Genomic DNA, 24919 nt, shown 5'->3' on the forward strand with positions numbered 1-24919 from the left:
TGACCCGTCAGCATAATAAAAAAAGGAGCGCACCATGAGCACACTCAACAATCTCAAATCAATCGCATTGGCCGGTTTCATCACCATCGGGCTATTGTTTCAGGCTACGCCATCCCATGCTGCAGGTTCAGAAACACTGACCGTAGCGGGCGGCTGCTTTTGGTGTGTCGAAGCTGACTTTGAAAAGGTCAAAGGTGTAAAAGAAGCCGTGTCCGGTTTTGCAGGTGGTAAAACGGCGAACCCCACCTACAAACAGGTTACATCGGGTGGAACCGGTCACTACGAGGCAGTGCAGATTACTTTTGATCCAAGCGTTGTCAGCGCAGGGCAGCTTCTGAACATGTTCTTTAGATCGGTTGATCCGACAGATGCAGGCGGCCAGTTTTGTGATCGTGGCCCCAGCTACCGGACTGCAATATTTGCTACTGGCAGCCAAAAAGCTGCCGCACAGCAAGCAAAAGCTAAAGCGCAGGCTGATCTAGGTCAGAAAATTGTTACTCCGGTTTTAGGCGCAGCGGAATTTTTTCCTGCAGATGCCTCTCACCAGGATTACGCCAAAGGGAAAAAGATCGTCATCACGCGCTTTGGCCCTAAAACCAAGGCAAAGGCATACAAAGCCTACCGCAACGCATGTGGTCGTGATCAGCGTGTCAAAGAGCTATGGGGTTCTGCCGCGCCATTCGCTGGCTAAAGACCAAAATGATCCTGGATTTCTTTGAGATCCGGGATCACATCAGCAGTTCCGCGACGCGTCACCATCAGCGCACCAGCCTTCAGAGCCAAATCAATCGCGGTTTCCATGTCTAGACCACGATCCAAACCTGCGACCAGATACCCCGTGAATGTGTCACCTGCGCCCGTCGTATCCACGGCCTCCGCAGGATAGGCATCAAAACACTTTTCACCCGCGTTAGAGACCCATTTGCATCCTTGAGCGCCCAGCGTAACCACAACATCCGGCACGCCAAGAGCACCAACCGATTTGCCTGTTGCTACTTCCAATTGTGCCGCTTCGATCTCATTCAAGATCAGCAACTCAATCCACTCCAACAGCTGCCCAATCGCGTCCGCCTCAAAGGGCGCAGCCGCATAAGCGACACGCAGCCCCAATGACCGAGCGGTCTCGGCAGCGTATTCCTGACCATTGGTTTCATTTTGCATCAACAGAAAATCACCCGTTGATGCCGCGCTAAGGGCTCTACCGATCATTGCCTCGGTCAACTTCACGTTGGCCCCTTGGAACAAGACGATATTGTTTTCGCCACTGCTGTCGACAACAATATTTGCATGACCAGTTGGTACTTCGATCTGTGAAATATGCGGCGTATCAACGCCGTATTCCATTAGACGGTCCAGCGTCCAATGCCCCTCGGGTCCTATCGCACCAATATGTGAAATGCGCGCAGCTCCGCGCGCTGCAGCCACAGACATATTTGCACCCTTGCCGCCCAGCCCAAAACCATAGCTGACGGAGGCAAGTGTTTCACCCGGTGCGGGCAAATGAGGGACCTCATAGAAATTGTCGATGTTGATCGAACCAAGGTTCCAGATCATCCGCCTATCTTACACGCTGCAAGAATTGCCATATTGAGGATATCGTTTGTGGTAGAGGTCGAAGACGCAATCTGAATAGACTGATCCAAACCGGTCAAAATTGGACCAATCACTGTGGCACCAGCCATCTCTTGCATCAATTTAACTGAGATACTCGCCGAGTGACGCGCAGGCACAATGAGAATGTTTGCTGGCCCAGTGAGACGCGAGAACGGGTAATTCTTCTGGCTCTCCGCATTCATAGCAACATCGACGGCCATTTCGCCTTCATATTCGAAATCGACACCGCGCGCGTCGAGTACATCAGGCGCTTGTTGCATTTTTTCCGCCCGCTCTGACACCGGATAGCCAAATGTAGAAAAGCTCACAAATGCAACACGTGGCTCCATGCCCAAGTGCCGCGCTACACGTGCGCCACTTTCAGCAATATTTGCCAAATCCTCCGCTTCTGGCCACTCATGCACCAGAGTATCACCGATTAAAACAATACGCCCCTTGTGCAGTAGGGCAGTGATACCCGTGGCGCCTCCTTCGGCGTTTGCATCAAAAACGTGGTTGATCCGGTCAAGAACATGCGCGGATTTCCGCGTCGCCCCAGTTACCAATCCATCACCGTGCCCATGCGCCAGCATCAGGGATGCAAATACATGGCGGTCACGCGCTGCAAGCCTATGGATATCTTTACTGTCAAATCCGCGACGCTGGAGACGCTCATAGAGATACGATTTGTACAAATCCAAGTGCTGTGTGTTGGCAGCGTTAACGATTTCCAATTCGCGTGTGGCATCTTCAAGCCCAGCCGCAATCAGCTTTTGTTTCACATCATCTGCGCGGCCCACAACAAGCGCTTTGCCCAAGCCCTGTCGTTGATACATCACTGCCGCGCGCAATACCTTGGGATCGTCACCTTCAGCAAAAATCATCCGCGCCTGATTTGCACGTGCGCGTGTATTGATGCCGCGCATGATGTTAGCAGTTGGATCAAGGCGTGATTTCAGGCCCTGCTCATATGCTTCCATATCAATGATCGGACGGCGAGCCACCCCTGTATCCATCCCTGCCCGTGCAACTGCAGGCGGGATACGGTGGATAAGGCGCGGATCAAACGGCGTTGGAATAATGTAATCACGACCAAAGCTGAGGTTTTTACCGTACGCTAGCGCTACTTCGTCAGGGACGTCTTCGCGCGCAAGATTAGCAAGCGCATGTGCACAGGCTATTTTCATCTCATCGTTGATCGCACGTGCGTTGATGTCTAGCGCCCCGCGGAACAGATACGGGAAGCCCAATACGTTATTCACCTGATTTGGATAATCGCTACGCCCTGTAGCAACGATTGCATCCGCGCGTACCGCGTGGGCCTCTTCGGGTGTGATTTCTGGATCAGGGTTTGCCATCGCAAAGATAACTGGATCATCCGCCATGCTTGCGACCATATCAGCTGTAACAGCACCTTTGACAGAAACACCCAAGAATACGTCAGCACCTGACATTGCTTCGGCCAATGTACGTGTTTCTGTATTTGCCGCATGTGCAGATTTCCACTGGTTCATGCCCTCGGCCCGGCCTTGATAAATCACGCCTTTCGTATCGCACATGATACAGTTGTTGTGCTGCGCACCCATCGACTTGAGTAGTTCAAGACACGCAATGCCAGCCGCGCCGGCACCGTTCAGTACGATGCGAACGTCTTCGATTTTCTTGCCCGAGATCTTAAGCGCATTGAGCAACCCAGCCGCACAGATCACAGCAGTGCCATGTTGGTCATCGTGGAAGACAGGGATATCCATCTCTTCCTTCAAACGCTGTTCAATAATGAAACACTCGGGCGCTTTGATATCTTCAAGGTTGATGCCACCAAATGTTGGCTCCATCAACTTTATTGCGCTGATGATCGCTTCGGTGTCTTCAGTGTCCAGTTCGATGTCGATGCTGTTCACATCTGCAAAGCGCTTAAAAAGAACCGCCTTACCTTCCATTACGGGTTTGGACGCCAACGCCCCCAAATTCCCAAGCCCCAGAACCGCAGTCCCGTTTGAAATAACGGCAACAAGGTTACCCTTATTTGTGTAATCATATGCCAGTTGCGGGTCTGCTGCGATTGCTTCGCAAGGGACAGCAACGCCTGGTGAATACGCCAGCGATAGATCCCGCTGCGTTGTCATCGGCACAGTGGCCGTGATTTCAAACTTGCCCGGTGTTGGCTCAAGATGGAAGGCAAGCGCCTCTTCGGATGTTACTTTGGTTCTGGTCACGGGCTGGCACCTTCAATTTTGTTTAACCCGTCATAGCGGGCCACGCGGCCCCACACAATCATGCGACGAAGCGAACCCACTCATGATTGCTAACAAATGCTTCGTATCTGTCGGGAAAATCACGTTCCAGCAATGCAAGTGCCCAACGCACCACCTGCGGTCGGTCACAATTACTAGCGCACCAAAAGATACGGATCAGCGTTTGCCAACGGCTGACATCCGCATGAAACGCAAGATCAAGCGCCACGAGCTCTGATTTGGTCTCGCCCAGATCCTTATGGCAATCCGCCATCAAAAGGCATAAATCCAGATTGCCAGAAATCATTTCACGATGCGTTTCCAACAACGTAATCGCTTGTGCGGCTGCGCCACTGCGCAACACTCGGCGGCCCAATTTGCCTAATGCATCGGAATTGAGGGGCTCAGGAGTATGACCCAATATTGTCATAGCAAACGACATGACCTGAGCCACCCCATCGTCACACAACCGGACTGGAACAATTCCATCCTGTTCAAATTTTGGTTCTTGCAATGGATCATCAGTATTAAAATCAGCAAAAAAGCTCACGTAATGACACTGTGACGCGTGGGCGAGCGGCCAGAAATCTTTCCACCGATAGCGGGCGGTCTGTAACGTTCCCAATTCGATGACAAACGCGTCAGAGTTGGCGAACAACATATTGGTAAAACCTGCACCATGAGTGGACACCATCATCTCAGCCTGCGCCATAATGGCGACCTGCTCCAACGGAGTCAGGTTTTCAAAAGAAATCTTTTCAAACCCTACACTCTGCAACTGCTCAATTAGATTGTTCTCGCCCTCTAGTGGGCGGCTCCGGCTACTGTGGTCAGAGCGCTCAATAAAGAACCGTTTGGGCAAATAGCTGAAATCATGGCCTTCAATCAATTTGAACGCGCGCGCACGCAATGCGATCAGCGAACTGCTGACAGCGTTCATTCCTAGGGTAAGTTGACCCTCCGCACCGGACAGCTCCAATTTTTTACCACCAGCCCGCGGCATTAGTTTTTCAATTCCCGCAACCTCAGGCTTGGATACCTGCCCAAGCCCATGGGTCATATCAAACGCGGTCAAAACCAGATTGTATTCCTTTGGCGCTCGTTCGAAAAACACACGCCCCGCGAACTCTGGGAACAGCGCAGAAACAAATGCCTCCGCAAAGCTACCGCGCTTTTCTTCATTGTTAGGGTAGTGAAAATAGACATTCCCTTGAAATCCAACCTCATCTAAAACTGTGAGCTGGGCTAACGACTCGGTGATGAAGTGATAAAAGTTGAAGGTGTTGCGACACTCGATCGCAAAGTGAATATCGTTCTCTAAAAAGGTGGTCTCAACTGGCAGGGTTTTTCCCTTGTTTGCCCGCTGACAGGTTTCGAAAAACAACTTTAGCTTTTCCTCCGGATCAAACTCCGCCGCCTCATGATCCCAACGATAGCCATTAAGAAGTCGCGTACCTGAGGCACCGGAAAGAACCAGTTTACCGCTCGCCATCAAGGACGATTTTCGAAACTGCGCGCCGTCAATGACGACAGGCACAGTGTTGATTTCAACAGCAGTTCGGAATGTACGCTGACGGCGTGTTGTCTCTGTGAAGGAACGGATTTTCTGATTGATCGCGCGGTACTCGCTGACCGCAAAACCAACAATCTTGGCCGCGGGAATTTCGCGCCACAGAAACTCAGGCTCGCGCAGCAGTTTTAGCCCCTCATCCTGCCATGGATTAAGGAACAGCTCGCTTGGATCGCTGGTAAGATCAATCTTGTTTTTCACGCGCTCGTTCGTCTCTTGAAGGACTTTACTACCCTGTTTTATCACAATGACGAAAATCGTCCACAAGAACGACCCCTTCCCTACAGTCTTGTGGTTTTGTAAGGACGTTGCATGTGAGGGAGAAGTTGATGACCACAGGCACTGTCACACCGATGATGGCCCAATATCTCGAGATTAAGTCCGGTTATCCGGATGCACTTCTCTTTTACCGCATGGGCGATTTTTACGAAATGTTCTTTGATGACGCGGTGGCGGCCGCTGAAGCATTGGACATCGCGCTCACTAAACGTGGCAAACACAATGGTGCCGATATCCCGATGTGCGGCGTGCCGTTTCACGCAGCCGAAGGATATCTGCTGACGTTGATCCGCAAAGGTTTCCGCGTTGCCGTTGGAGAGCAGTTGGAAACACCTGCCGAGGCAAAAAAGCGCGGCAACAAATCTATCGTGAAACGCGATGTTGTTCGCCTTGTTACGCCCGGCACCTTAACAGAAGAGTCCCTGCTGGAAGCCCGTCGACACAACTACCTTGCTGCCTTTGCCGATGTCCGCGATGCGCATGCATTAGCTTGGGTCGATATCTCAACTGGTGCGTTCCACGTCATGAGCCTGCCCTTGGTTCGTTTGGGCCCCGAACTGGCCAGATTAGCCCCATCTGAGTTGTTGGTCGCTGAAGGTAAAGAGACTGAATATCGTGAATTAGAGACTGAATTCGGTTTGTCGGTAACTGATCTTGCCCGCGCTAGTTTTGACAGCACGGGCGCGGAAGCTCGGATCTGTGCCCTCTTTGGGGTATCGTCACTAGATGCATTCGGCAGCTTTAACCGGGCAGAAGTATCCGCGATGGGTGCGTTGATCGAATATCTAGACATGACGCAAAAGGGCAATCTGCCGTTGCTGCGTAAACCCGTCAAAGAAACCGAAGCCCGCACTGTTCAAATTGATGCAGCTACCCGGCGCAATCTTGAGTTAACCCATGCCCTGACAGGTGGCCGAGCGGGGTCGCTTTTGTCCGTTATGGATCGCACGGTTACGGCAGTAGGCGCTCGTCTGTTGGAACGGCGCATTTCTAGCCCGTCCCGCGTGTTAGAGACTATTAGTGCACGTCTGGACGCGATTGAGTTTGCTGCAGATAATACGCGCAGTTCCCAAGACATCCGTGATCGATTGCGCGCAGTTCCCGATCTTGAACGCGCGCTATCACGCCTCTCACTAGATCGCGGTGGACCTCGTGATTTGGCGGCTATCCGCAATGGGCTTTCCGAAGCGGCCTATTTGAACGAAACGCTTTCATCTACAGACCTTCCAGAACTCCTGAAGACAGCTGTTGAACATCTAGCAGGCCATGATGATCTTGTTGCGCTGTTGGACGAAGCGTTGATCGCCGAACCGCCACTGCTGGTTCGAGATGGAGGTTTCATCGCAACGGGTTACCGTGAAGACCTCGACGAAGTGCGAGAACTACGTGATGAAGGGCGCGGAGTCATCGCTGCCATGCAGGCACAATTCGTCACTGATACGGGCATTTCGGCTCTAAAGATCAAACACAACAACGTTCTCGGTTACTTCATTGAGACAACGGCAACACATGCGGAAAAGATGTTGTCGCCGCCGTTATCCGAAACCTTCATTCACCGCCAAACCACCGCGAACCAGGTGCGTTTCACGACGGTTGAACTATCCGAGCTTGAAACCAAAATTCTTAACGCCGGCAATCGCGCAGTGGAGTTAGAGAAAACGCTTTATCAATCCCTAAGAAAAGCCATTCTAGACAATGCAGGAGAGATCGGCGCAACGTCTGGTGCCTTGGCAGAACTTGATCTGGCCACAGCGCTGGCTGATTTGGCAAAATCTGAAAACTGGGTCAGGCCCACGGTCGATAACTCCCGCGCGTTTGATATTCAGGGCGGACGCCATCCAGTTGTTGAACGTGCATTGGCGCGGCAATCTGGTACGCCGTTTGTCGCCAATGACTGTAACCTTAGCGCTGACACAGACGCCGCCATCTGGTTGCTAACGGGTCCAAACATGGCCGGTAAATCGACATACCTACGTCAGAACGCGTTGATGGCGTTGATCGCACAAATGGGCAGTTATGTTCCTGCCCACTCAGCGCATATCGGCTTAGTCAGTCAGTTGTTTAGCCGTGTTGGTGCCTCGGATGATTTGGCGCGTGGTCGCTCTACCTTCATGGTCGAGATGGTGGAAACCGCCGCCATCCTCAATCAGGCGGACGACCGTGCCTTGGTTATTCTGGATGAAATCGGCCGCGGCACCGCAACCTATGATGGGTTATCTATCGCATGGGCCACGCTGGAACATCTTCACGACGTAAACCGTGCCCGCGCATTATTTGCGACTCACTATCACGAGATGACAGCACTCGCGGGAAAGCTAGACGGCGTCGATAATGCCACCGTCACCGTGAAAGAGTGGGAGGGCGAGGTGATCTTTCTTCACGAGGTGAAGAAAGGTGCGGCGGATCGCTCTTACGGTGTTCAAGTTGCCCAGCTTGCGGGCCTGCCAGCTCCGGTAATTGCCCGCGCTCGTGTTGTCCTGGAGGCTCTTGAAAAAGGGGAGCGCGAAGGCGGCGCTACGCAGAAAACGCTGATCGATGATCTGCCGTTGTTTTCTACAACTCCCACCATGCCTCCTGCCCCAGTGAAAGAATCTGCTGTTGAAGCGCTCATGGGAGAAATCCTGCCCGACGAGCTAACCCCGCGCGAAGCATTGGACCTAATCTACAAACTAAAAGAGGCGGCCAAAACATGACCGCCTCTTTTACAGAACTTGAAGTTTACGTTACTCGAAAGCCTTAGCTTGGCGTTGAAGAAACACCAACCTGTGCGGGACGCAGCAAGCGGTCATGCAACATGAAACCTTCAGCAGCCACCTGAATGATGTCTCCTGCTCTGGTATCTGGAACAGGTGCTTCAAACATTGCCTGATGTAGCTTGGGATCAAAGCGATCGCCAACTTCGGGCGTGATCGGCGTAATCCCGTGTTTCTTAAACACTGAAATCAGCTCGCGCATCGTAAGTTCGATACCTTCCAGCAGCGGACCGGAAATGGTGCGCTGCTCTTCGGTCGCGGCTTCCAATGCGCGCTTCATGTTGTCATGAACCGACAACATATCACGAGCTAACTTGGAGCCACCATAGTTTTCGGAATCACGACGGTCTTTGTCTGACCGCTTGCGGGCATTTTCCGCATCGGCCAGCGCCCGCATAAAGCGGTCTCTGTATTCGTCACGCTCCGCCATGACTTCTTCGAGAGCCAGTTCGCCCTCGTCAATTTCTTCCATCTCAGAGGCGTAGGCCTCTGCTTCCGCTGCTTCGGGATCATCTAAAAAGTCGTTCGGGTCTGCCATCTTCCACCTCTAACTCCGGTCGGAAATCAATTTTCCAACCAGTTGCGCCGTGTAATTCACAATCGGCACGATACGTCCATAGTTCAGGCGCGTAGGGCCAATTACACCCACCGCGCCAATTATCTTACGATCAGAGTTCATATAAGGTGAAACGACCAAAGAGGAACCCGAAAGTGAGAAAAGTTTGTTCTCAGAGCCAATAAAAATGCGCACACCGTCGCCATCTTCGGCAAGTTCGAGGAAATCAGCGATGTCGCGCTTGCGTTCAAGGTCATCAAACAGGGTTCTAACCTTTTCCAAGTCCTGAACTTCGCCGCTGTCGGTCAGCAAATTTGCGCGGCCGCGCACAATCAACCGCTCCGGATGGCCCTCGCCACTTTCCCAAATCACCAACCCGCTTTCAACCAGCTCTGCAGCCAGCGTATCAATCTCCTGGCGACGCTTGCCCATCTCGACTTTGATCGTGCTTTGAAGCTCGCTCAGTGTTTTTCCTTCAACCAGTGAGTTGAGGAAGTTCGCCGCCTCCCGCATTGAGCTAGGTGTTTGCCCAGCGGGTGGGCTGAACAGGCGGTTTTCAACATGACCGTCAGAGAAAACCAGAACCGCCAAGGCGCGGTCATGCGCCAGGGAAACAAATTCAATATGCTTTATCGGTGCTTCGTGTTTAGGCGCCAGCACCAGCGATGCCCCTTGCGTTACACCAGACAATGCAGTTCCCAAACGATCCAGCATCCCGCCAACATCATCCTCGTTACGCCCCATAGTCGCATCGATCAACGCACGATCACCATCATCGGGATTACCTACTTCTAGCAATCCATCCACAAACATTCGCAGACCAAGCTGGGTAGGTATTCTGCCTGCACTCACATGTGGACTATCAAGCAATCCAAGATACTCAAGATCCTGCATCACATTACGAATTGTTGCAGCACTCACCTTTTCGGAAAAGTCGCGCGTCAACGTCCGGGAACCCACAGGATCGCCATTCGCCAGATATCCCTCGACTACCCGTCGGAACACCTCGCGCGAGCGATCGTTCATTTCCTGCAAAAGGCCTGATGTGTCTGTCATATGCGTACATTAAGGCGGCGGGGGTTGCATCCGCAAGGGATCGAGCGGTATCCCGAGGGCTAAATCAAATAAAAGGAATACCCCATGCGCCCATCCGGTCGGAAACTTGACGAAATGCGCAACGTATCAGTGGAAGTCGGCTTCACGAAGCACGCCGAAGGTTCCGCTTTGATCAAGATGGGGGATACCCATGTATTATGCACAGCTACGATCGAAGCGCGCGTACCCTCGTTCATCAAAGGTTCTGGCCTTGGCTGGGTCACCGCCGAATATGGCATGTTACCCCGCGCTACAAACACACGTATGCGCCGCGAGGCCGCGGCCGGTAAGCAAGGCGGCCGCACTGTAGAAATCCAACGCCTTATCGGGCGTTCATTGCGCGCTGGTGTCGATCGCGTAGCATTGGGCGAACGTCAAATCACTGTGGATTGTGATGTTCTGCAGGCAGATGGCGGCACCCGTTGCGCGTCCATCACTGGCGGTTGGATTGCACTTCGTCTTGCGGTCAACAAATTGATGAAGGCCGGCGATGTAATCACCGATCCACTTGTTGATCCTGTTGCTGCAATCAGCTGCGGCATTTATGCGGGCCAGCCTGTTCTAGATCTCGACTATCCAGAAGACTCTGAAGCTGGTGTTGACGGAAACTTTATCATGACTGAAAGCGGTCAGATGATTGAAACCCAGATGAGCGCCGAAGGTTCGACCTATTCTCGCGCACAGATGAACGAGCTCCTCGATCTGGCAGAGAAAGGTATAGCAGAATTGACTGCGATCCAGAAAGCTGCCTGCGCATGAGTCGCAAATTTGAGGGCGACCGCATTTTGATTGCCACGCACAACGCGGGCAAGCTCGAAGAAATGCAGGAGTTGTTCGCTCCCCTTGGTATCACCGTGGTTGGTGCCAAGGAACTGGGGTTGGATGAGCCTGAAGAAACCGAAGATACGTTCATCGGCAACGCACGGATAAAGGCACAAGCAGCGGTAAAGGCAACTGGCCTCCCTGCTTTAGCTGATGACAGCGGAATTCAAGTTGCTGCTTTGGATAATGCCCCTGGCGTCTATACCGCCGACTGGGCCGAAACGCCTAATGGCCGCGATTTTGTTATGGCCATGCACAAAACCCATGACTTGCTGGAAAAAGCCGATGCTCCACATCCGCGCGCCGCAAGGTTTTGTGCGACGCTGGTACTCGCGTGGCCTGATGGGCACGACGAAGTTGTCGAAGGCTTTGTTGACGGTACGTTTGTCTGGCCGATGCGAGGCGAGACAGGACACGGGTATGATCCAATCTTCCAACCCACTGGCGAAACGCGAACATTTGCTGAAATGACCCATGATGAAAAAAACACCATGAGTCACCGCGCAGATGCATTCACCAAGCTACTCGCCCAGTGTTTCGAGTGAGTATGCAGCTTGATTGATGATTGGCAGCAAGGTGGCTTTGGCATCTATATTCACTGGCCGTTCTGCGAGGCCAAATGCCCCTATTGCGACTTCAATAGCCACGTTTCGCGCAACATTGATCAAGCAGCATGGAAGACAGCATATCTATCTGAGTTAAAGCGCTACGCAGAAGAGACGCAGGGCCGAACAGTCACCTCCGTCTTCTTTGGGGGCGGCACACCTAGCTTGATGAATCCCGATACAGTTGCGGCTGTGATCGAAGAGATAAAAAGGCTCTGGCCTACAGCTAACGATCTGGAGATTACGCTCGAAGCTAATCCCGGTTCTGTTGAGGCGGGTCGGTTTGTCGCATATCGCGATGGCGGCGTTTCACGGATATCGATGGGCATTCAAGCCCTCAATGACAATGATCTAAAACGTCTCGGTCGTATCCATACTGTCTCCGAAGCGTTGGCAGCCTTTGATGTCGCGCGAAACACTTTTGAGCGTGTCAGTTTTGATCTGATGTATGCGCGACAAAACCAATCCTTGAGTGATTGGGAAGCTGAACTGAAACAGGCTCTAACACTATCTATAGATCATCTTTCTCTCTACCAACTAACCATAGAAGACGGCACAGCATTTGGTGATCGATACGCGATTGGAAAACTGCGCGGCCTACCTGACGAAGACCTCGGCGCTGATATGTTTGATATGACACAAGATATTTGTGGCTCTGCTGGTATGCCCGCCTACGAAGTATCAAACCATGCATCTGATAGCGCGCAGTCCCGCCACAACCTTATCTATTGGCGCTACGGCGACTACCTTGGGATCGGACCTGGCGCGCACGGCCGGTTAACCCAAAATGGCACCCGACACGCCACGGTTTGCTATAGTAATCCAAAACGTTGGCTCGACGCTGTTTCGGCTAACTCAGCCGAACAAAGCCGTGAGAAAATGAACCGCGCCGACGAAGCAACTGAGTTTTTGTTGATGGGCATGCGGTTGCGTGAAGGTATCGATCTAAATCGATACACTTCACTAACACAAAAGCCACTGGATCAACGCGTGATCGCCCATCTCACCGATATCAAGATGGTGGTAACTTCAAAACATAGATTAATCGTTACAGATCAAGGATTTAGAGTTCTAAATTCAGTAATTTCTGAAATGTTAAACGCTTAGGTGCTGCTCAACAAACGGCAAAGCTCATCCAACTCATCCAAGGTTTTATAATGCACCGTAAGTTGGCCGTTCTCTTGACCAGGCTTATGGCTAAGCGAAACATTCATTCCTAGGTTTGCTGAAAGATCACCTTCCAACGCCTTGGTATCAGCATCCTTTTCATCTGTATTGGAGGACCCCGTAGGCTTGCTCTTAGCATCTCCTGACAGTTCATTTTTCACCAATGCCTCTGTAGCACGTACAGACAATCCACCCTTGATAACTTGTTGGGCAAGTTTCAGTGGATCTTGTGAAGGTATCAGTGCACGAGCATGACCAGCGCTCAGCTCACCTTCACGCAAAAGCTCCAAAACAGGCATGGGCAAGTTCAACAAACGAAGTAGGTTAGCGATATGGCTACGGCTTTTTCCCAGTGCTTCGGCCATCTTTTCTTGTGTATGGCCAAATTTATCCATCAATTGCCTATATCCTGCAGCCTCTTCTGCAGCATTCAAATCAGCACGCTGAATATTTTCGATGATCGCAACTTCTAGAACTTCGATGTCGCTGAATTCACGCACGATAACAGGCAGCGCATGAAGTTGTGCCATCTGCGCAGCACGCCAGCGGCGCTCACCCGCTACAATTTCATAAGTCCCGCCGTCGCGTGCGCGAACGATCAACGGCTGTAAAACGCCTTTTTCACGTATAGAAGCCGCGAGGTCGTCCAAATCGCCTTGGACAAATTGTTTGCGTGGTTGATCTGGGTTTGGCGAAATCCGTTCAATCGGAACCAGCTGATCCGCTGATGTCACGCCCTGCGCAGCAACTGTTTCCGTGTCATTCACATCCGCCATCAATGCAGATAGCCCGCGGCCGAGACCTCTTTTACGCTCTTGTTTATTGGACATGCTGCACCTCTTTCGCTGTATCGTTATTATTGCTCATCAATTCATCTGCGAGATCTCGGTAAGCCTTGGCACCTTTTGAATTGGTGTCATAGGATAGTACTGGCATCGCATAACTTGGCGCTTCGCTTACTCGAACATTCCGTGGGACCATAGTTTTAAACACCAAATCCCCCAAATTGTCCCGTGCGTCTTGCTCAACCTGTTGGGATAAATTATTGCGTCTATCGTACATTGTCAGAACGACGCCTTCAATCCGCAGGTCCTTATTGCCAGTTTGACGAATTTCGCGAATTGTTAACATGAGCTGAGAAAGCCCTTCCAGGGCAAAAAACTCGCTCTGAAGCGGGACTAATATTGAATGCGCGCCGATCATCGCATTGACTGTCAAAAGATTAAGGGACGGTGGGCAATCAATCAGAATATAGCCAAAATTAAAGGCATCCATTTGGGTTTGCCTCAATGCATCATGTAGCAGAAAGCTGCGTTTTTCATTCGACAGCAAATCCAAATCAGCAGAACTAAGATCGACAGTTGCCGGAACGATATACAAGTTTTCTGTTTGGGTTTTCAGAATGACTTGATTCAAATCGATATCTTCAAGGAGCAATTCATACGTAGTGAATTCACGGTTATCTAGACCAATCCCAAGTCCTGTTGACGCATTCCCTTGCGGATCGAGATCAATCACTAACACTCGCTGGCCTTTCTCAGCGAGTGCCGCGGCGAGGTTAATCGTCGTCGTTGTCTTACCAACACCACCCTTCTGGTTGGCAATTGCGATAATCTTTGGCCCTTTAGGCCGTGACAGGTCAGACACTCGTAAGCTCCTTAATCTTTAAGATTGTAGCATCGGAATTCGTTTCACTTTTTATCGCCTCAATCTCATAGGACCAATGTTCTTGTGCAATGGCGTGCTCGTTTTTCCAAGATATTCCTTTGGGAAACAGCGCCGTTCCGCCTACTTCGAGGTGCCTTTCGACATAACCCAACAAGCTATCCAAATCACCCAACGCACGCGCGGACATTACCGCCGCGTTCAGAGGTTCAATTTTTTCAACGCGATCAGATATTACTTTGACATTCAGGCTCAATTCACGCGCCGCTGTTCGGAGGAATGCACATTTCCTTTGATCACTATCTACAAGCACGAATGATCTTTCCGGCGACACTTCTTTTGCTATTATTGCTGCAACAATGCCCGGAAACCCTCCACCACTACCAATATCCAACCACAATCCGTCCTTAGGAGCCAAATCATATATCTGAACCGAGTCCACTATATGTCGTTCCCAAATTTGCTCTGCATCGTTTCTGGATACGAGATTAATTTTCTTTGTCCACTTTTGAACGAGAGCCTCAAACTCTCGTAAACGAACCAATGTTTCACGTGAAACATTATCTACACTCAAGCTCATATTTATGCCGACTTTCTAGTTCTAGCTCGACGAAGTAGCGCCAGCAAAAGAGTGAGCGCAGCTGGCGTCATTCCATCTATGCGCGCAGCCTGCGAAAGATTTTCAGGTTTTGAAGAAATGAGTTTCGACTTTAGTTCATTAGACAAGCCATCAATTGGAGCGTAATCAAAGTCATATGGTATCCGCTCACCCTCGTCTTTCCTAAGTAGAGCTACATCGTTTTCTTGTCGCTTAATGTAATTAGCATACAACGCGTCTCTGGAAATTTGCGTCCCTATCTCTTCCTGAATAGCTCCAAGACTGGGGTCGAGAGCGCGTATGTCTTCAAAATTCACGTCAGGGAAAGCCAACAACTGAAAACCAGTTCTACGCTGACCGTCCATACTTATCGAAATACCAGAGGATCTAACTTCCTTTGGCGTAAACGTCTTCACTTCCAGCAAATTTCTACATTCAACTAACTTATCCATTTTCCCCAGAAAGACCGCTTCCCGAGTTTTTGAGACGCATCCCAACTCTATCCCCAGCCCAGTCAATCGCTGGTCAGCGTTATCAGCACGCAAGGACAGCCGAAATTCCGCACGGGAGGTAAACATTCTATATGGCTCAGTGACACCGCGCGTAGTTAGATCATCGACCATCACACCAATATAGCTATTTGTACGGCTGAAGGTGATCTCTTCACGATCCTTACTTGCAAGCGCTGCGTTCAATCCGGCTACCAGACCTTGTGCCGCTGCCTCCTCATATCCTGTCGTTCCGTTGATTTGACCAGCGAGGTATAGGCCAGGAACTGTTTTTAGCTCCAGCGTCTGCCGCAAAGCACGCGGATCAACATAATCATATTCGATTGCGTAGCCCGGTTGAAGGATTTCAACATTTTCGAGTCCCACGATAGAACGAACATACTCTTCCTGAACAGCAATAGGCAAAGAAGTCGAAATTCCATTAGGGTATATAGTCGGGTCGGAGAGACCTTCAGGTTCCAGAAAAATCTGATGAGAGGTTTTATCGGAAAATCTGACTACCTTATCTTCAATCGACGGACAGTAGCGAGGACCGACGCCATCAATGTGACCTCCATACATCGCTGACTTATTGAGGTTTTCCCGAATAATGTCATGTGTCTTTTCGTTGGTGTGGGTAATGCCACATGAAATCTGGCGCGACAGCGCAGAATTTGACATGAATGAGAACAGGCTTGGGACATCGTCCGCTGCCTGCATCTCTAGTCCGTCCCAATTTATTGTTCGTCCATCTAACCTAGGTGGCGTGCCTGTTTTTAGGCGACCCAACTTTAATGAAAATTCGTCAATTCTCTCTGCTAGCCTGCGTGAAGAATTATCTCCCATTCGTCCGCCAGGTTTCTGCACGTCACCGATGTGGATAATACCCCTCAAAAATGTCCCGGTGGTTAGAATGACCGCGGCAGCTGTAAGACTCAAACCATCAGCTGTTGTTATTCCTGCAACCCTTTCACCTTCCATAATGAAGTCTACAGCTTCACCTTCAATAATAGTGATATTTGTATGGGCTTCAATTTCTGCCAACATGGATTTTTGATAAATTTTTCGATCTGCTTGCGTTCTAGGTCCTTGAACAGCTGGCCCTTTCCTACGATTCAGCAACCGAAATTGAATTCCCGCCGCATCTGCCACACGGCCCATAACGCCATCCAATGCGTCAATTTCCCGAACTAGATGCCCCTTACCTAACCCACCAATAGCTGGATTACATGACATCACGCCAATTGTGTCACGTGACATCGTCAAAAGAGCCGTGTTCGCGCCCATTCGCGCGGACGCATGTGCGGCCTCTGTTCCGGCGTGACCGCCGCCAATAATTATAACGTCAAAATGTTTCACGTGAAACAATCCTCATTTTCCAAGACAAAAACTTGCGAATATCTCATCTAGCAGATTCTCAGCATCAATACGACCTACCAAAACTTCCAAAGCATGGATTCCAATTCTTAGTTCTGCAGAAACAATATCATATTGGTCAGGGCCGTTTTTCAACAATTGCAGTGCTGTCTGTAGACTCTCTCTTGATGTCGACATGGCTCTTGCATGGCGTTCATGTGTTGCCAAACCAGCTCCCGAAGCCAGTTTTTCCAAACTTTTCTCTATCGCAGACAATAATTGATCAACGCCAGCTCCAGATTTCCCCGAAATTGCCGGATAACAATCTCCAGTCAAATCAGCTTTTGACCTTACTACGACATCATCTGGATTTGGCGTAAACGGCGTTACATCTCCCTCATCAAGCAAGAAAACGCGTAGATCAGCTCCGGCCGCCCGACGCAAAGCCAGTTCTATCCCAAGAGTTTCGATTTCATCGGAACTTTCACGTATCCCTGCTGTATCTAACAGAGTTACAGGAAGACCACCTAGATCCATCCTAACTTCGATCACGTCCCGTGTCGTGCCCGCAATGCTAGATGTAATAGCCGCTTCTCGACCTGCTAGTCGATTAAGGAGGGTTGATTTACCAACATTTGGCGATCCTATGATCGCCACTTCAAAACCAGAACGAATTCTTTCAGCGGCGGTAGTACCGTCAATTTCAAGAGTCAGTGCAGCATCAACACTGTGAAGTAACTCATGAACTTCATCGCTCACGTCTACGGGAACGTCCTCATCCGCAAAATCAATTGTCGCTTCGAGCAGAGCCGCGGCACGGATCAGCGACCTGCGCCATTCCTCAATTTTTGAACCTAACGCACCTGACAGAACCCGAAGTGCCTGCTTGCGCTGCGCCTCAGTTTCAGCTTCGATCAGATCAGCCAAGCCTTCGACTTGAACCAAATCAAGCCGCCCATTTTCCAACGCGCGGCGTGTAAATTCTCCAGGTTCTGCCAAACGAGAACCCGAAAAGTCACCAAGGACTTCCAGCACTCGACGTACGATTGCAATACTTCCGTGGAGATGCAGCTCGACAACATCTTCACCTGTAAAACTATCCGGACCAACAAATGACAATATGAGGGCTTGATCAATAAAATCTCCCTCATGATCTTTCACCATACGCAATGCGGACGACCGGGGCTTTGGCAGCGATCCGGTCATTTTTGCGCATATATCATGTGCCAACGGGCCGGAAACCCGCACAATGGACACCCCTGCGCGGCCCACTGCTGTTGCTTGGGCAAATATTGTATCCATAGACCTAAGCCTTTGAATTAATGTGAAGTTTAGGTATTCATCGAGTCAAAGAAGTCTGAATTTGTCTTGGTTTGTTTCAACTTTGAAATCAGGAATTCAATTCCATCTGTTGTACCCATCGGGTTCAGAATACGGCGCAGAACGAATGTTTTCTGTAGGTCAATTTTATCAACCAACAGTTCTTCTTTACGTGTACCTGATTTCAGGATGTCGATCGCTGGGAAGACGCGTTTGTCCGCAATCTTACGATCCAGAACGATTTCAGAGTTACCCGTACCTTTGAATTCTTCAAAGATGACTTCATCCATGCGGCTACCTGTATCAATCAACGCCGTTGCGATGATTGTAAGAGATCCACCCTCTTCGATGTTACGCGCAGCACCAAAGAAGCGCTTTGGACGTTGCAGAGCATTTGCATCTACACCACCAGTAAGAACCTTACCGGATGATGGAACAACGGTGTTAAACGCACGGCCCAGACGGGTTACGGAATCGAGCAGGATGACAACGTCACGCTTATGCTCAACCAGACGTTTGGCTTTTTCGATTACCATTTCTGAAACCGCAACGTGACGGGTTGCCGGTTCATCGAATGTCGAAGAAACAACTTCACCCTTAACTGAGCGCTGCATGTCGGTAACTTCTTCAGGACGTTCATCAATCAGTAGAACGATCAAATAGCACTCTGGATGGTTCTTCTCGATCGAGTTTGCGATGTTCTGCAGCAGAACAGTTTTACCAGTACGCGGCGGTGCCACAATCAAGGAACGCTGTCCCTTGCCGATTGGCGCAACCAGATCAATGATACGCGCGGAGCGATCTTTAATAGTCGGATCGTCGACTTCCATAATCAGACGCTCATCCGGATAAAGCGGCGTGAGGTTCTCAAATGCAACCTTGTGACGCGCCTTCTCAGGGTCTTCAAAGTTGATGAGTGTAACCTCGGTCAGGGCGAAGTAACGCTCGGTATCGTCAGGGGCCTTAATCAGCCCGTCAATGGTATCTCCGGTCCGCAAGGAATGCTGGCGGATCATGTCAGGCGACAGGTAGATGTCATCCGGACCAGGTAGATAGTTAGCCTCGGGAGAGCGCAGAAAACCAAAACCGTCTTGCAAAACTTCAAGAACACCGTCACCTGAAATTTCCCATCCCTCGTCTGCGCGTTCACGCAGAATCTGGAACATCATCTCGCCTTTGCGCATCGTGGATGCATTTTCGATCTCAAGCTCTTCAGCCATAGAGAGCAGGCTTTTGGGAGATTTCGCTTTTAGATCAGCAAGGTTAAGTGTTTCGAGTGTCATGAAAATATCCTTAGCCGTGCACTATCGCACTGGCTCGTCGGTCTTGAATGTTATCGGGCAATACGTTCCTCGGACGAGGACGTGCGGAACCATTACGACGATGTGCCCGTGCTGTCAATCTACGGCTCTGTCAGAATTTTACGGTAACCGAAAACACAATGATGACCATCAGCAGCGTCGGGACTTCGTTCATCATCCGGTATTGCTTACCAGTCACGGTATTTTCACCAAGCTGAAATCCTCTCATCTGGCCCATCAGCCACATATGAAACACTGTCATCGCGATCACAGCAGCGCCTTTGGTCCAGGGCCACACATCACCCCAGTAGACAATTCCAGGTGTTGAAACCAACAGTAGTCCAAACATCCAAGTTGCCATCATTGCTGGGTTCATTATCACTTTTGCCAATTTGTATTCCATCTTGGCAAAAATTTTATGTGTCTCACCGCTTAGGCCTACCTGTTCGGTGTGATGGACCATCAGGCGCGGAAGGTAGAATAACGCTGCCATCCATGAAATCACTGAGATGATATGGAAACCCTTGATCCAAGGATAGGTTGCACTGAGGATATCGGCCATGTCATTCTCTCCGCTCTTGGTCTTCTCTTTATAATAATAAAGATAGAAAGAAAGATTGTTGATTTAAGTAGGGACGCCCAAACTTGTGGATTAAATTGTTATCCACAGATCGCTGGTGCTGAAAGAGCAAGTTGATAGGTAGTGTGAAGAACAATTATATATTATAATTTACTTTATAGAAACATGAGCTTAGCTACCAAAAATCAAGACCACGCTTGTGGATAAATCTGTGTAGTTTCTATGGTTAACGAAAGTTACTAAATCATTAAATTATCCTTTTCCACGGTGGAGGAATCTGGGCCAAACTGGGTGGAAGTCATCGCTTATCCCCCTCTTGAACCCAAACTGGTAATTGTCGACAAGTTGTCATTAACAGTTTCTTTAGATTATGCATGAGTTATCCCCATGAGTGTCCACATCATCCTTGCCTCCGGTTCTGCCATCCGTACCCAGATGCTGAACCAAGCTGCTGTAAAACACGAGGTACAGATCGCGCGCGTAGATGAAGAGATGATTAAAGCATCACTTATCGCAGAGGGTGCGCCGCCCCGTGATATTGCAGATGCTTTGGCCGAAATGAAAGCTGCAAAGATCAGTGAAAAGAACCCCGGCGCGTTGGTTATTGGGTGTGATCAGGTTCTCGAACATGCGGGAACATTGATGAGTAAACCAAAATCCGCCGATGACGCGTTGTTACAGCTGAAAACCATGCGCGGTGATCGGCACACGCTTTTGTCCGCTGCTGTAATTTATGAAAGCGGAAAGCCAGTTTGGCGCCAGGTAGGTGTGGTTCGTTTGCGGATGCGAGATGCAAGTGATGCGTACTTACAAGACTATGTTGAACGCAACTGGGACAGCATTCAGCATGCTGTTGGTGCGTACAAGCTAGAAGAAGAAGGTGTACGGCTCTTCTCGCGCATTGAGGGGGATTACTTTAATGTCCTTGGTATGCCCTTGTTGGAAATTCTGAACTACCTCACCCTGCGCGGAGAAATAGCCCAATGACTGAATTGAAACGTATTCCTTTGGCTGGTGTTATCGGATCCCCAATCGCACATTCTAAATCCCCGCAAGTGCACGGTCATTGGCTCAAGACATATGGAATAGCGGGTCATTACATCCCTATGGATGTTTCGCCAGAAAACTTGGAATCTGTCCTGCGAACCCTTCCCAAGGCGGGATTTGTCGGTGTTAACTTAACGATCCCCCACAAAGAAAAGGTGATGGGGATCGCTGATTTGGTGACAGATCGGGCTATCCTCATCGGTGCAGCAAACACACTGATTTTTAGAAAAGATGGTAAAATTCATGCTGATAATACAGATGGTTATGGATTTATTGAAAACCTAAAGGCTGGTGCGCCACATTGGAACCCTCGGTCAGGCCCAGCAGCCGTGTTGGGTGCAGGAGGGGCTGCGCGTGCTGTGATTTGTTCCCTTATTGATGCCGGAGTACCGGAGATATACCTGTCTAACCGGACACGTGTGCGGGCTGAACAATTGCAACGGGATTTCGGCAACCGTATCCGAGTGTTTGACTGGGTCAAGGCAGGCAACATGGTTGATGATGCTGCATTATTGGTTAACACGACATCGCTAGGGATGATCGGTAAGTCTGAGTTGCGTGTGCCGCTAGACGGGTTGCGTCCTCATACAATTGTCACTGATCTTGTCTATACGCCTCTAAAAACAAAAATGCTTCAAACTGCTGAAGAATATGGATGTGTCACCGTCGATGGCCTTGGGATGTTGTTGCACCAAGCTGTACCAGGATTTGAACGTTGGTTTGGTAAACGTCCTGAAGTAGATCGCGCAACCCGCACGGCGGCGCTGCGTTGATGTTCTTACTGGGTTTGACAGGTTCCATTGGAATGGGGAAATCGACAACCGCACAAATGTTTGCCGATCAAGGGTGCGCTGTGTGGGATGCGGATGCGGCAGTACATCGCCTTTATTCCAAAGGTGGTGCAGCTGTTGAGCCAATTTCCAAAGCCTTCCCAGATGCAATCGTAGACGGGAGTGTATCGCGCCCTGCCCTAAAGGATTTCATCGGCCGAGATCCTTTAGCCCTCAAACGAATCGAAGAAATTGTTCACCCGCTTGTCGGGCAGGACCGAAGTACTTTTCTGGCGCAGGTGGATGCCGACATTGTGGTGTTGGACATACCTCTGTTGTTTGAAACAGGCGGTGATGCGCGCATGGATGCGACCGCATGTGTGTTTACAGATGACGTCACGCAGCAGGCCCGGGTTATGGAGCGCGGCACCATGACCCTTGATCAATTTCTGGCCATCAAAGCAAAACAGATGCCTGCACGGGAAAAATGCGACCGCGCGACGTATGTAATAGCAACAGACACGCTTGAACACGCCGCTAAGCAGGTGCAAACCATTGTTCAGACCATCAGGAGCAAGTTGAATGCGTGAGATCGTATTAGATACCGAAACAACGGGCTTTGATCCCAAAACTGGCGATCGCATCGTTGAAATTGGAGCGGTTGAGCTGATGGGCCATGTTGCTACAGGCAACACCTATCACCAGTATATAAACCCCGAGCGCGGCATGCCCGCTGATGCATTTGAGGTGCACGGCCTTGGAGATGAGTTCCTAAGGGATAAACCAAAGTTTGCGGCAGTTGGACAAGCGTTTTTGGATTTTGTTGGTGACAGCAAAATGATCATCCACAATGCCGCATTTGACATGAAGTTCCTGAACTTTGAGCTGGGTAAAATGGGCCTTCGTCAGCTTCCATGGGAGCAGGCGGTTGATACTCTTGCTATCGCACGCAAAAAATTCCCGGGCTCTCCATCGTCGTTGGATGCTTTGTGTCGACGTTTTGGCATCGACAACTCATCGCGTACCCTGCACGGCGCGCTTCTTGATAGTGAAATTCTAGCTGAGGTGTATCTCGAGCTGATCGGGGGCAAACAGCCTGATTTTGGTCTATCGACGCGGGCAGAACCAAAAGCAGGCGATGACACTTCAGAATGGTCTGCGCGTCCACGCGCCACCCCTTTACCATCACGTCTTTCTGAAAAAGAAAACGCCGCCCATGCTGAGTTTGTCAGCAAATTGGGCGGCGATGTATTATGGCTTAAAACCTAAAGTTTACGCGTCTGCTGTTGGCGCAGGTGCTTCTGCTTGACGGCGTGCGATTTCGTTGCGGTAAAGCGATACAAAATCGATGTTCTCTAGGTTCAGCGGCGGGAAGCCACCGTCACGTGTAATATCGCTCACGATGCGGCGCAGGAACGGGAAGATCATGCGTGGGCATTCGATCAGCAGGAATGGGTGCAGCTGGTCTTCTGGAACATCCGTAATGTCAAAGATACCGACATAGTCGATCTCAAGCATAAACAGCGTTGTGTCCGCGCCTTTGGCCTTTGATGTCACGTTCAGTTTGATTGATGACTCGTACTGGTTATCCGCAGTACGCTTTTTTGCATCAAGGTTCACTTGAACCTGAACATCGGGCTGCACATCGCTTGGTGCACCCTTTTGGGCCATTATGTTTTCAAATGACATATCACGAATGAATTGTCCCAAAACGCGCAGTTGCGGTCCTGCAGTTGGTGTTGGTGTTGCTTCGGCCTCGGCCATAATAGTGCTCCTCTTTGGAGGTTGGAATTTAATCAGCTTGGCTTAGCAGGTCAGGCCAAAGCGCTCAATGTCTTAGTTTTTTGTCCATCCCGAGTTTCCTTTGGGTGCATCATCATCAGGCAACTCAACGAATTCACCGTCAATAATGTCACTACCTCTTGGCGTGTTTTGCTGTGGGGACTGCGGATTTTGGCCCGGTGTACCAAAGCCTTGAATGTTGATGCGTGCGCGGATGGCCGTGAATACGGCATGGCGGACGGCTGGAACCAGCAATGCAAACCCGACGGCGTCCGTGAAAAAGCCCGGAGTCAACAAAAGTGCCCCAGAAAACAGGATCATAGCACCGTGCACCAGTGGTTCTGTCGGATCACGCAGATCACCGAACGATGATTGCAACTGGCCAAGTGCCCTAAGTCCCTGACTTCGGACCAAATATGTACCAGCAATGGCCGTCAAAACGACGATCAAAAGGGTTGGCCACAGGCCAATAAACCCGCCAACTTTAATGAACAACGCAATCTCGATCACCGGAACGATGATAAATGCGAATAAAAGCCACATGTAATTGCTTCCTTTCACAGGGGCTACAGTGGACTTGAGCCCCCTTCACACCTACATAAGGTGCTCAGACGATTGTTTCCACGCCTAGTCCTCAAGAGGTTCATATGAATTCACCGTTAATCCAGCTTCTGGTGCTCGCCGCAATAGCGGTTTTCCTTATCCTGCGGCTGAAAAACGTGCTGGGTACGCGGGAAGGTTTTGAAAAACCACCGTTGCCTGTACAACAGGCCAAACGCAGTGGCCCAACCTTTGAGGTAATCGAAGGCGGTCCCGATCTAGACATTACCGATCATTTTGACGAAGGAACATCCGAAGCCGTCGCGTTGACCAAGATGAAACGCATAGAACCGTCTTTCAACGTGACAGAGTTTCTGGCGGGTGGACGTGGCGCATATGAAATGATCGTCATGGGATTTGAGCAAGGAGAACTCGACGAGATTAAGCCGTTCCTCTCTGATGACGTGTACGAAAGTTTTGTTGATGGTATCGCAGCCCGCGAAGATCTGGGCCTGACAATTGAGGCCAACTTTATCGGCGTGCGTGAAATGACGCTTGAGAATGTGACGCTTGATCCTGACACAAATGAAGCAGAGCTGACATTGCGGTTTGTGGCAGAGTTGACACAGGCAGTGCGCAATAAAGAAGGCGAGATTGTTGAAGGCAGCATCACTGATGCTAAAAAGCAAAAAGACACGTGGGTATTTGCCCGCATTATGGGCTCGGATGATCCGAATTGGTTCTTGGTTTCTACAGACGGGTAGCATGCGCGCTTCGCATCAGTGCCATTCTTTGGGC

Annotated in this window: 24 protein-coding genes; 10 read left to right on the top strand and 14 right to left on the bottom strand. The window is 50.3% G+C overall.

Annotation, left to right across the window (positions count from 1 at the left end):
* Window positions 1–34: 34 nt before the first annotated feature.
* Window positions 35–691: a peptide-methionine (S)-S-oxide reductase MsrA gene (gene msrA / locus V7775_RS04975; protein WP_335750745.1), complete on the top strand. Its 657-nt coding sequence runs from the start codon at window positions 35–37 to the stop codon at window positions 689–691.
* Here msrA and V7775_RS04980 read toward each other — a convergent pair.
* The 3 genes from V7775_RS04980 to V7775_RS04990 are packed head-to-tail and all read right to left on the bottom strand — an operon-like array spanning window position 688 to window position 5598.
* Window positions 688–1554 carry a ribokinase gene (locus V7775_RS04980; RefSeq protein WP_335750746.1) on the bottom strand — a complete coding sequence of 289 codons (867 nt, stop codon included), beginning with the start codon at window positions 1552–1554 and terminating at the stop codon, window positions 688–690. The two genes, msrA and V7775_RS04980, sit on opposite strands and share 4 nt — an antisense overlap.
* Complete coding sequence (locus V7775_RS04985) at window positions 1551–3809, bottom strand: NADP-dependent malic enzyme (RefSeq protein ID WP_335750747.1); 2259 nt, start codon at window positions 3807–3809, stop codon at window positions 1551–1553. The genes V7775_RS04980 and V7775_RS04985 overlap by 4 nt, the downstream gene beginning before the upstream one ends.
* A 58-nt stretch (window positions 3810–3867) precedes the next feature.
* On the bottom strand, window positions 3868–5598 hold the full coding sequence (locus V7775_RS04990; RefSeq protein ID WP_335750748.1) for a glycosyltransferase family 61 protein: 1731 nt from the start codon (window positions 5596–5598) through the stop codon (window positions 3868–3870).
* A gap of 128 nt (window positions 5599–5726) precedes the next feature.
* Here V7775_RS04990 and mutS point away from each other — a divergent pair, with 128 nt between their 5' ends.
* Window positions 5727–8369 carry a DNA mismatch repair protein MutS gene (mutS, locus tag V7775_RS04995; RefSeq protein ID WP_335750749.1) on the top strand — a complete coding sequence of 881 codons (2643 nt, stop codon included), beginning with the start codon at window positions 5727–5729 and terminating at the stop codon, window positions 8367–8369.
* 43 nt (window positions 8370–8412) lie between these two features.
* On the opposite strand, the gene V7775_RS05000 is transcribed toward mutS, so the two are convergent.
* Both V7775_RS05000 and hrcA read right to left on the bottom strand, forming a co-directional pair.
* Window positions 8413–8967 (bottom strand): nucleotide exchange factor GrpE, encoded by a 555-nt coding sequence (locus V7775_RS05000; protein ID WP_335750750.1) that lies wholly within the window; start codon window positions 8965–8967, stop codon window positions 8413–8415.
* Window positions 8968–8976: 9 nt separating this feature from the next.
* Window positions 8977–10041, bottom strand: coding sequence for a heat-inducible transcriptional repressor HrcA (hrcA, locus tag V7775_RS05005; RefSeq protein WP_335750751.1), 1065 nt, complete (start codon window positions 10039–10041; stop codon window positions 8977–8979).
* Window positions 10042–10125: 84 nt separating this feature from the next.
* Between hrcA and rph the strand changes: the two genes are divergently transcribed.
* Genes rph through hemW form a run of 3 tightly spaced genes read left to right on the top strand, consistent with a single transcriptional unit; the run spans window position 10126 to window position 12614 of the window.
* The gene (rph, locus tag V7775_RS05010; protein ID WP_335750752.1) at window positions 10126–10839 is read left to right on the top strand and encodes a ribonuclease PH; all 714 of its coding nucleotides are present in this window, start codon (window positions 10126–10128) and stop codon (window positions 10837–10839) included.
* Window positions 10836–11447, top strand: a complete 612-nt coding sequence (gene rdgB / locus V7775_RS05015; protein WP_335750753.1) for an RdgB/HAM1 family non-canonical purine NTP pyrophosphatase — start codon at window positions 10836–10838, stop codon at window positions 11445–11447. Before rph ends, rdgB begins: the two co-directional genes overlap by 4 nt.
* Before the next feature lie 9 nt (window positions 11448–11456).
* A complete protein-coding gene (gene hemW, locus V7775_RS05020) occupies window positions 11457–12614 on the top strand; it encodes a radical SAM family heme chaperone HemW (RefSeq protein WP_335750754.1) in 1158 nt (385 codons plus the stop codon).
* Here hemW and V7775_RS05025 read toward each other — a convergent pair.
* The 7 genes from V7775_RS05025 to V7775_RS05055 form a co-directional block, all read right to left on the bottom strand.
* Window positions 12611–13504 carry a ParB/RepB/Spo0J family partition protein gene (locus V7775_RS05025; RefSeq protein WP_335750755.1) on the bottom strand — a complete coding sequence of 298 codons (894 nt, stop codon included), beginning with the start codon at window positions 13502–13504 and terminating at the stop codon, window positions 12611–12613. The two genes, hemW and V7775_RS05025, sit on opposite strands and share 4 nt — an antisense overlap.
* Window positions 13494–14321, bottom strand: a complete 828-nt coding sequence (locus V7775_RS05030) for a ParA family protein (protein ID WP_335750756.1) — start codon at window positions 14319–14321, stop codon at window positions 13494–13496. Before V7775_RS05030 ends, V7775_RS05025 begins: the two co-directional genes overlap by 11 nt.
* Window positions 14314–14919 (bottom strand): 16S rRNA (guanine(527)-N(7))-methyltransferase RsmG, encoded by a 606-nt coding sequence (rsmG, locus tag V7775_RS05035; RefSeq protein WP_335750757.1) that lies wholly within the window; start codon window positions 14917–14919, stop codon window positions 14314–14316. The genes V7775_RS05030 and rsmG overlap by 8 nt, the downstream gene beginning before the upstream one ends.
* Before the next feature lie 2 nt (window positions 14920–14921).
* A complete protein-coding gene (gene mnmG, locus V7775_RS05040) occupies window positions 14922–16784 on the bottom strand; it encodes a tRNA uridine-5-carboxymethylaminomethyl(34) synthesis enzyme MnmG (protein ID WP_335750758.1) in 1863 nt (620 codons plus the stop codon).
* 12 nt (window positions 16785–16796) lie between these two features.
* A complete protein-coding gene (mnmE, locus tag V7775_RS05045; RefSeq protein WP_335750759.1) occupies window positions 16797–18083 on the bottom strand; it encodes a tRNA uridine-5-carboxymethylaminomethyl(34) synthesis GTPase MnmE in 1287 nt (428 codons plus the stop codon).
* A gap of 29 nt (window positions 18084–18112) precedes the next feature.
* On the bottom strand, window positions 18113–19384 hold the full coding sequence (gene rho / locus V7775_RS05050; protein WP_335750760.1) for a transcription termination factor Rho: 1272 nt from the start codon (window positions 19382–19384) through the stop codon (window positions 18113–18115).
* A 130-nt stretch (window positions 19385–19514) separates the two neighbouring features.
* On the bottom strand, window positions 19515–19964 hold the full coding sequence (locus tag V7775_RS05055) for a CopD family protein (RefSeq protein ID WP_335750761.1): 450 nt from the start codon (window positions 19962–19964) through the stop codon (window positions 19515–19517).
* 405 nt (window positions 19965–20369) lie between these two features.
* Between V7775_RS05055 and V7775_RS05060 the strand changes: the two genes are divergently transcribed.
* Genes V7775_RS05060 through dnaQ form a run of 4 tightly spaced genes read left to right on the top strand, consistent with a single transcriptional unit; the run spans window position 20370 to window position 23068 of the window.
* The gene (locus tag V7775_RS05060) at window positions 20370–20969 is read left to right on the top strand and encodes a Maf family protein (protein ID WP_335750762.1); all 600 of its coding nucleotides are present in this window, start codon (window positions 20370–20372) and stop codon (window positions 20967–20969) included.
* Window positions 20966–21802 (top strand): shikimate dehydrogenase, encoded by an 837-nt coding sequence (locus tag V7775_RS05065; RefSeq protein ID WP_335750763.1) that lies wholly within the window; start codon window positions 20966–20968, stop codon window positions 21800–21802. Before V7775_RS05060 ends, V7775_RS05065 begins: the two co-directional genes overlap by 4 nt.
* Entirely contained in the window at window positions 21802–22389 is a 588-nt protein-coding gene (coaE, locus tag V7775_RS05070; RefSeq protein ID WP_335750764.1) for a dephospho-CoA kinase, read from the top strand. Before V7775_RS05065 ends, coaE begins: the two co-directional genes overlap by 1 nt.
* Window positions 22382–23068, top strand: coding sequence for a DNA polymerase III subunit epsilon (gene dnaQ, locus V7775_RS05075; protein ID WP_335750765.1), 687 nt, complete (start codon window positions 22382–22384; stop codon window positions 23066–23068). The genes coaE and dnaQ overlap by 8 nt, the downstream gene beginning before the upstream one ends.
* A 3-nt stretch (window positions 23069–23071) precedes the next feature.
* On the opposite strand, the gene secB is transcribed toward dnaQ, so the two are convergent.
* On the bottom strand, window positions 23072–23563 hold the full coding sequence (gene secB / locus V7775_RS05080; RefSeq protein WP_335750766.1) for a protein-export chaperone SecB: 492 nt from the start codon (window positions 23561–23563) through the stop codon (window positions 23072–23074).
* A gap of 72 nt (window positions 23564–23635) precedes the next feature.
* Entirely contained in the window at window positions 23636–24124 is a 489-nt protein-coding gene (locus V7775_RS05085; protein WP_335750767.1) for an FxsA family protein, read from the bottom strand.
* A gap of 104 nt (window positions 24125–24228) precedes the next feature.
* Between V7775_RS05085 and V7775_RS05090 the strand changes: the two genes are divergently transcribed.
* Window positions 24229–24885, top strand: a complete 657-nt coding sequence (locus V7775_RS05090; protein ID WP_335750768.1) for a Tim44/TimA family putative adaptor protein — start codon at window positions 24229–24231, stop codon at window positions 24883–24885.
* Window positions 24886–24919 lie beyond the last annotated feature (34 nt).

This window comes from Sulfitobacter sp. (genome assembly GCF_036960155.1).
Taxonomy (GTDB): domain Bacteria; phylum Pseudomonadota; class Alphaproteobacteria; order Rhodobacterales; family Rhodobacteraceae; genus Sulfitobacter.

What these genes read in the sequence shown, in the direction of transcription:
- mutS (WP_335750749.1), top strand. Translation starts at nt 5,727, where the DNA reads ATGACCACAGGCACTGTCACACCGATGATGGCCCAATATCTCGAGATT.
- msrA (WP_335750745.1), top strand. Translation starts at nt 35, where the DNA reads ATGAGCACACTCAACAATCTCAAATCAATCGCATTGGCCGGTTTCATC.
- coaE (WP_335750764.1), top strand. Translation starts at nt 21,802, where the DNA reads ATGTTCTTACTGGGTTTGACAGGTTCCATTGGAATGGGGAAATCGACA.
- dnaQ (WP_335750765.1), top strand. Translation starts at nt 22,382, where the DNA reads ATGCGTGAGATCGTATTAGATACCGAAACAACGGGCTTTGATCCCAAA.
- V7775_RS05055 (WP_335750761.1), bottom strand. Translation starts at nt 19,964, where the DNA reads ATGGCCGATATCCTCAGTGCAACCTATCCTTGGATCAAGGGTTTCCAT.
- V7775_RS05085 (WP_335750767.1), bottom strand. Translation starts at nt 24,124, where the DNA reads ATGTGGCTTTTATTCGCATTTATCATCGTTCCGGTGATCGAGATTGCG.
- V7775_RS05065 (WP_335750763.1), top strand. Translation starts at nt 20,966, where the DNA reads ATGACTGAATTGAAACGTATTCCTTTGGCTGGTGTTATCGGATCCCCA.
- rdgB (WP_335750753.1), top strand. Translation starts at nt 10,836, where the DNA reads ATGAGTCGCAAATTTGAGGGCGACCGCATTTTGATTGCCACGCACAAC.
- V7775_RS04980 (WP_335750746.1), bottom strand. Translation starts at nt 1,554, where the DNA reads ATGATCTGGAACCTTGGTTCGATCAACATCGACAATTTCTATGAGGTC.
- secB (WP_335750766.1), bottom strand. Translation starts at nt 23,563, where the DNA reads ATGGCCGAGGCCGAAGCAACACCAACACCAACTGCAGGACCGCAACTG.
- rph (WP_335750752.1), top strand. Translation starts at nt 10,126, where the DNA reads ATGCGCCCATCCGGTCGGAAACTTGACGAAATGCGCAACGTATCAGTG.
- rsmG (WP_335750757.1), bottom strand. Translation starts at nt 14,919, where the DNA reads ATGAGCTTGAGTGTAGATAATGTTTCACGTGAAACATTGGTTCGTTTA.
- rho (WP_335750760.1), bottom strand. Translation starts at nt 19,384, where the DNA reads ATGACACTCGAAACACTTAACCTTGCTGATCTAAAAGCGAAATCTCCC.
- hrcA (WP_335750751.1), bottom strand. Translation starts at nt 10,041, where the DNA reads ATGACAGACACATCAGGCCTTTTGCAGGAAATGAACGATCGCTCGCGC.
- V7775_RS05090 (WP_335750768.1), top strand. Translation starts at nt 24,229, where the DNA reads ATGAATTCACCGTTAATCCAGCTTCTGGTGCTCGCCGCAATAGCGGTT.
- mnmE (WP_335750759.1), bottom strand. Translation starts at nt 18,083, where the DNA reads ATGGATACAATATTTGCCCAAGCAACAGCAGTGGGCCGCGCAGGGGTG.
- V7775_RS05060 (WP_335750762.1), top strand. Translation starts at nt 20,370, where the DNA reads ATGAGTGTCCACATCATCCTTGCCTCCGGTTCTGCCATCCGTACCCAG.
- V7775_RS05000 (WP_335750750.1), bottom strand. Translation starts at nt 8,967, where the DNA reads ATGGCAGACCCGAACGACTTTTTAGATGATCCCGAAGCAGCGGAAGCA.
- V7775_RS05025 (WP_335750755.1), bottom strand. Translation starts at nt 13,504, where the DNA reads ATGTCCAATAAACAAGAGCGTAAAAGAGGTCTCGGCCGCGGGCTATCT.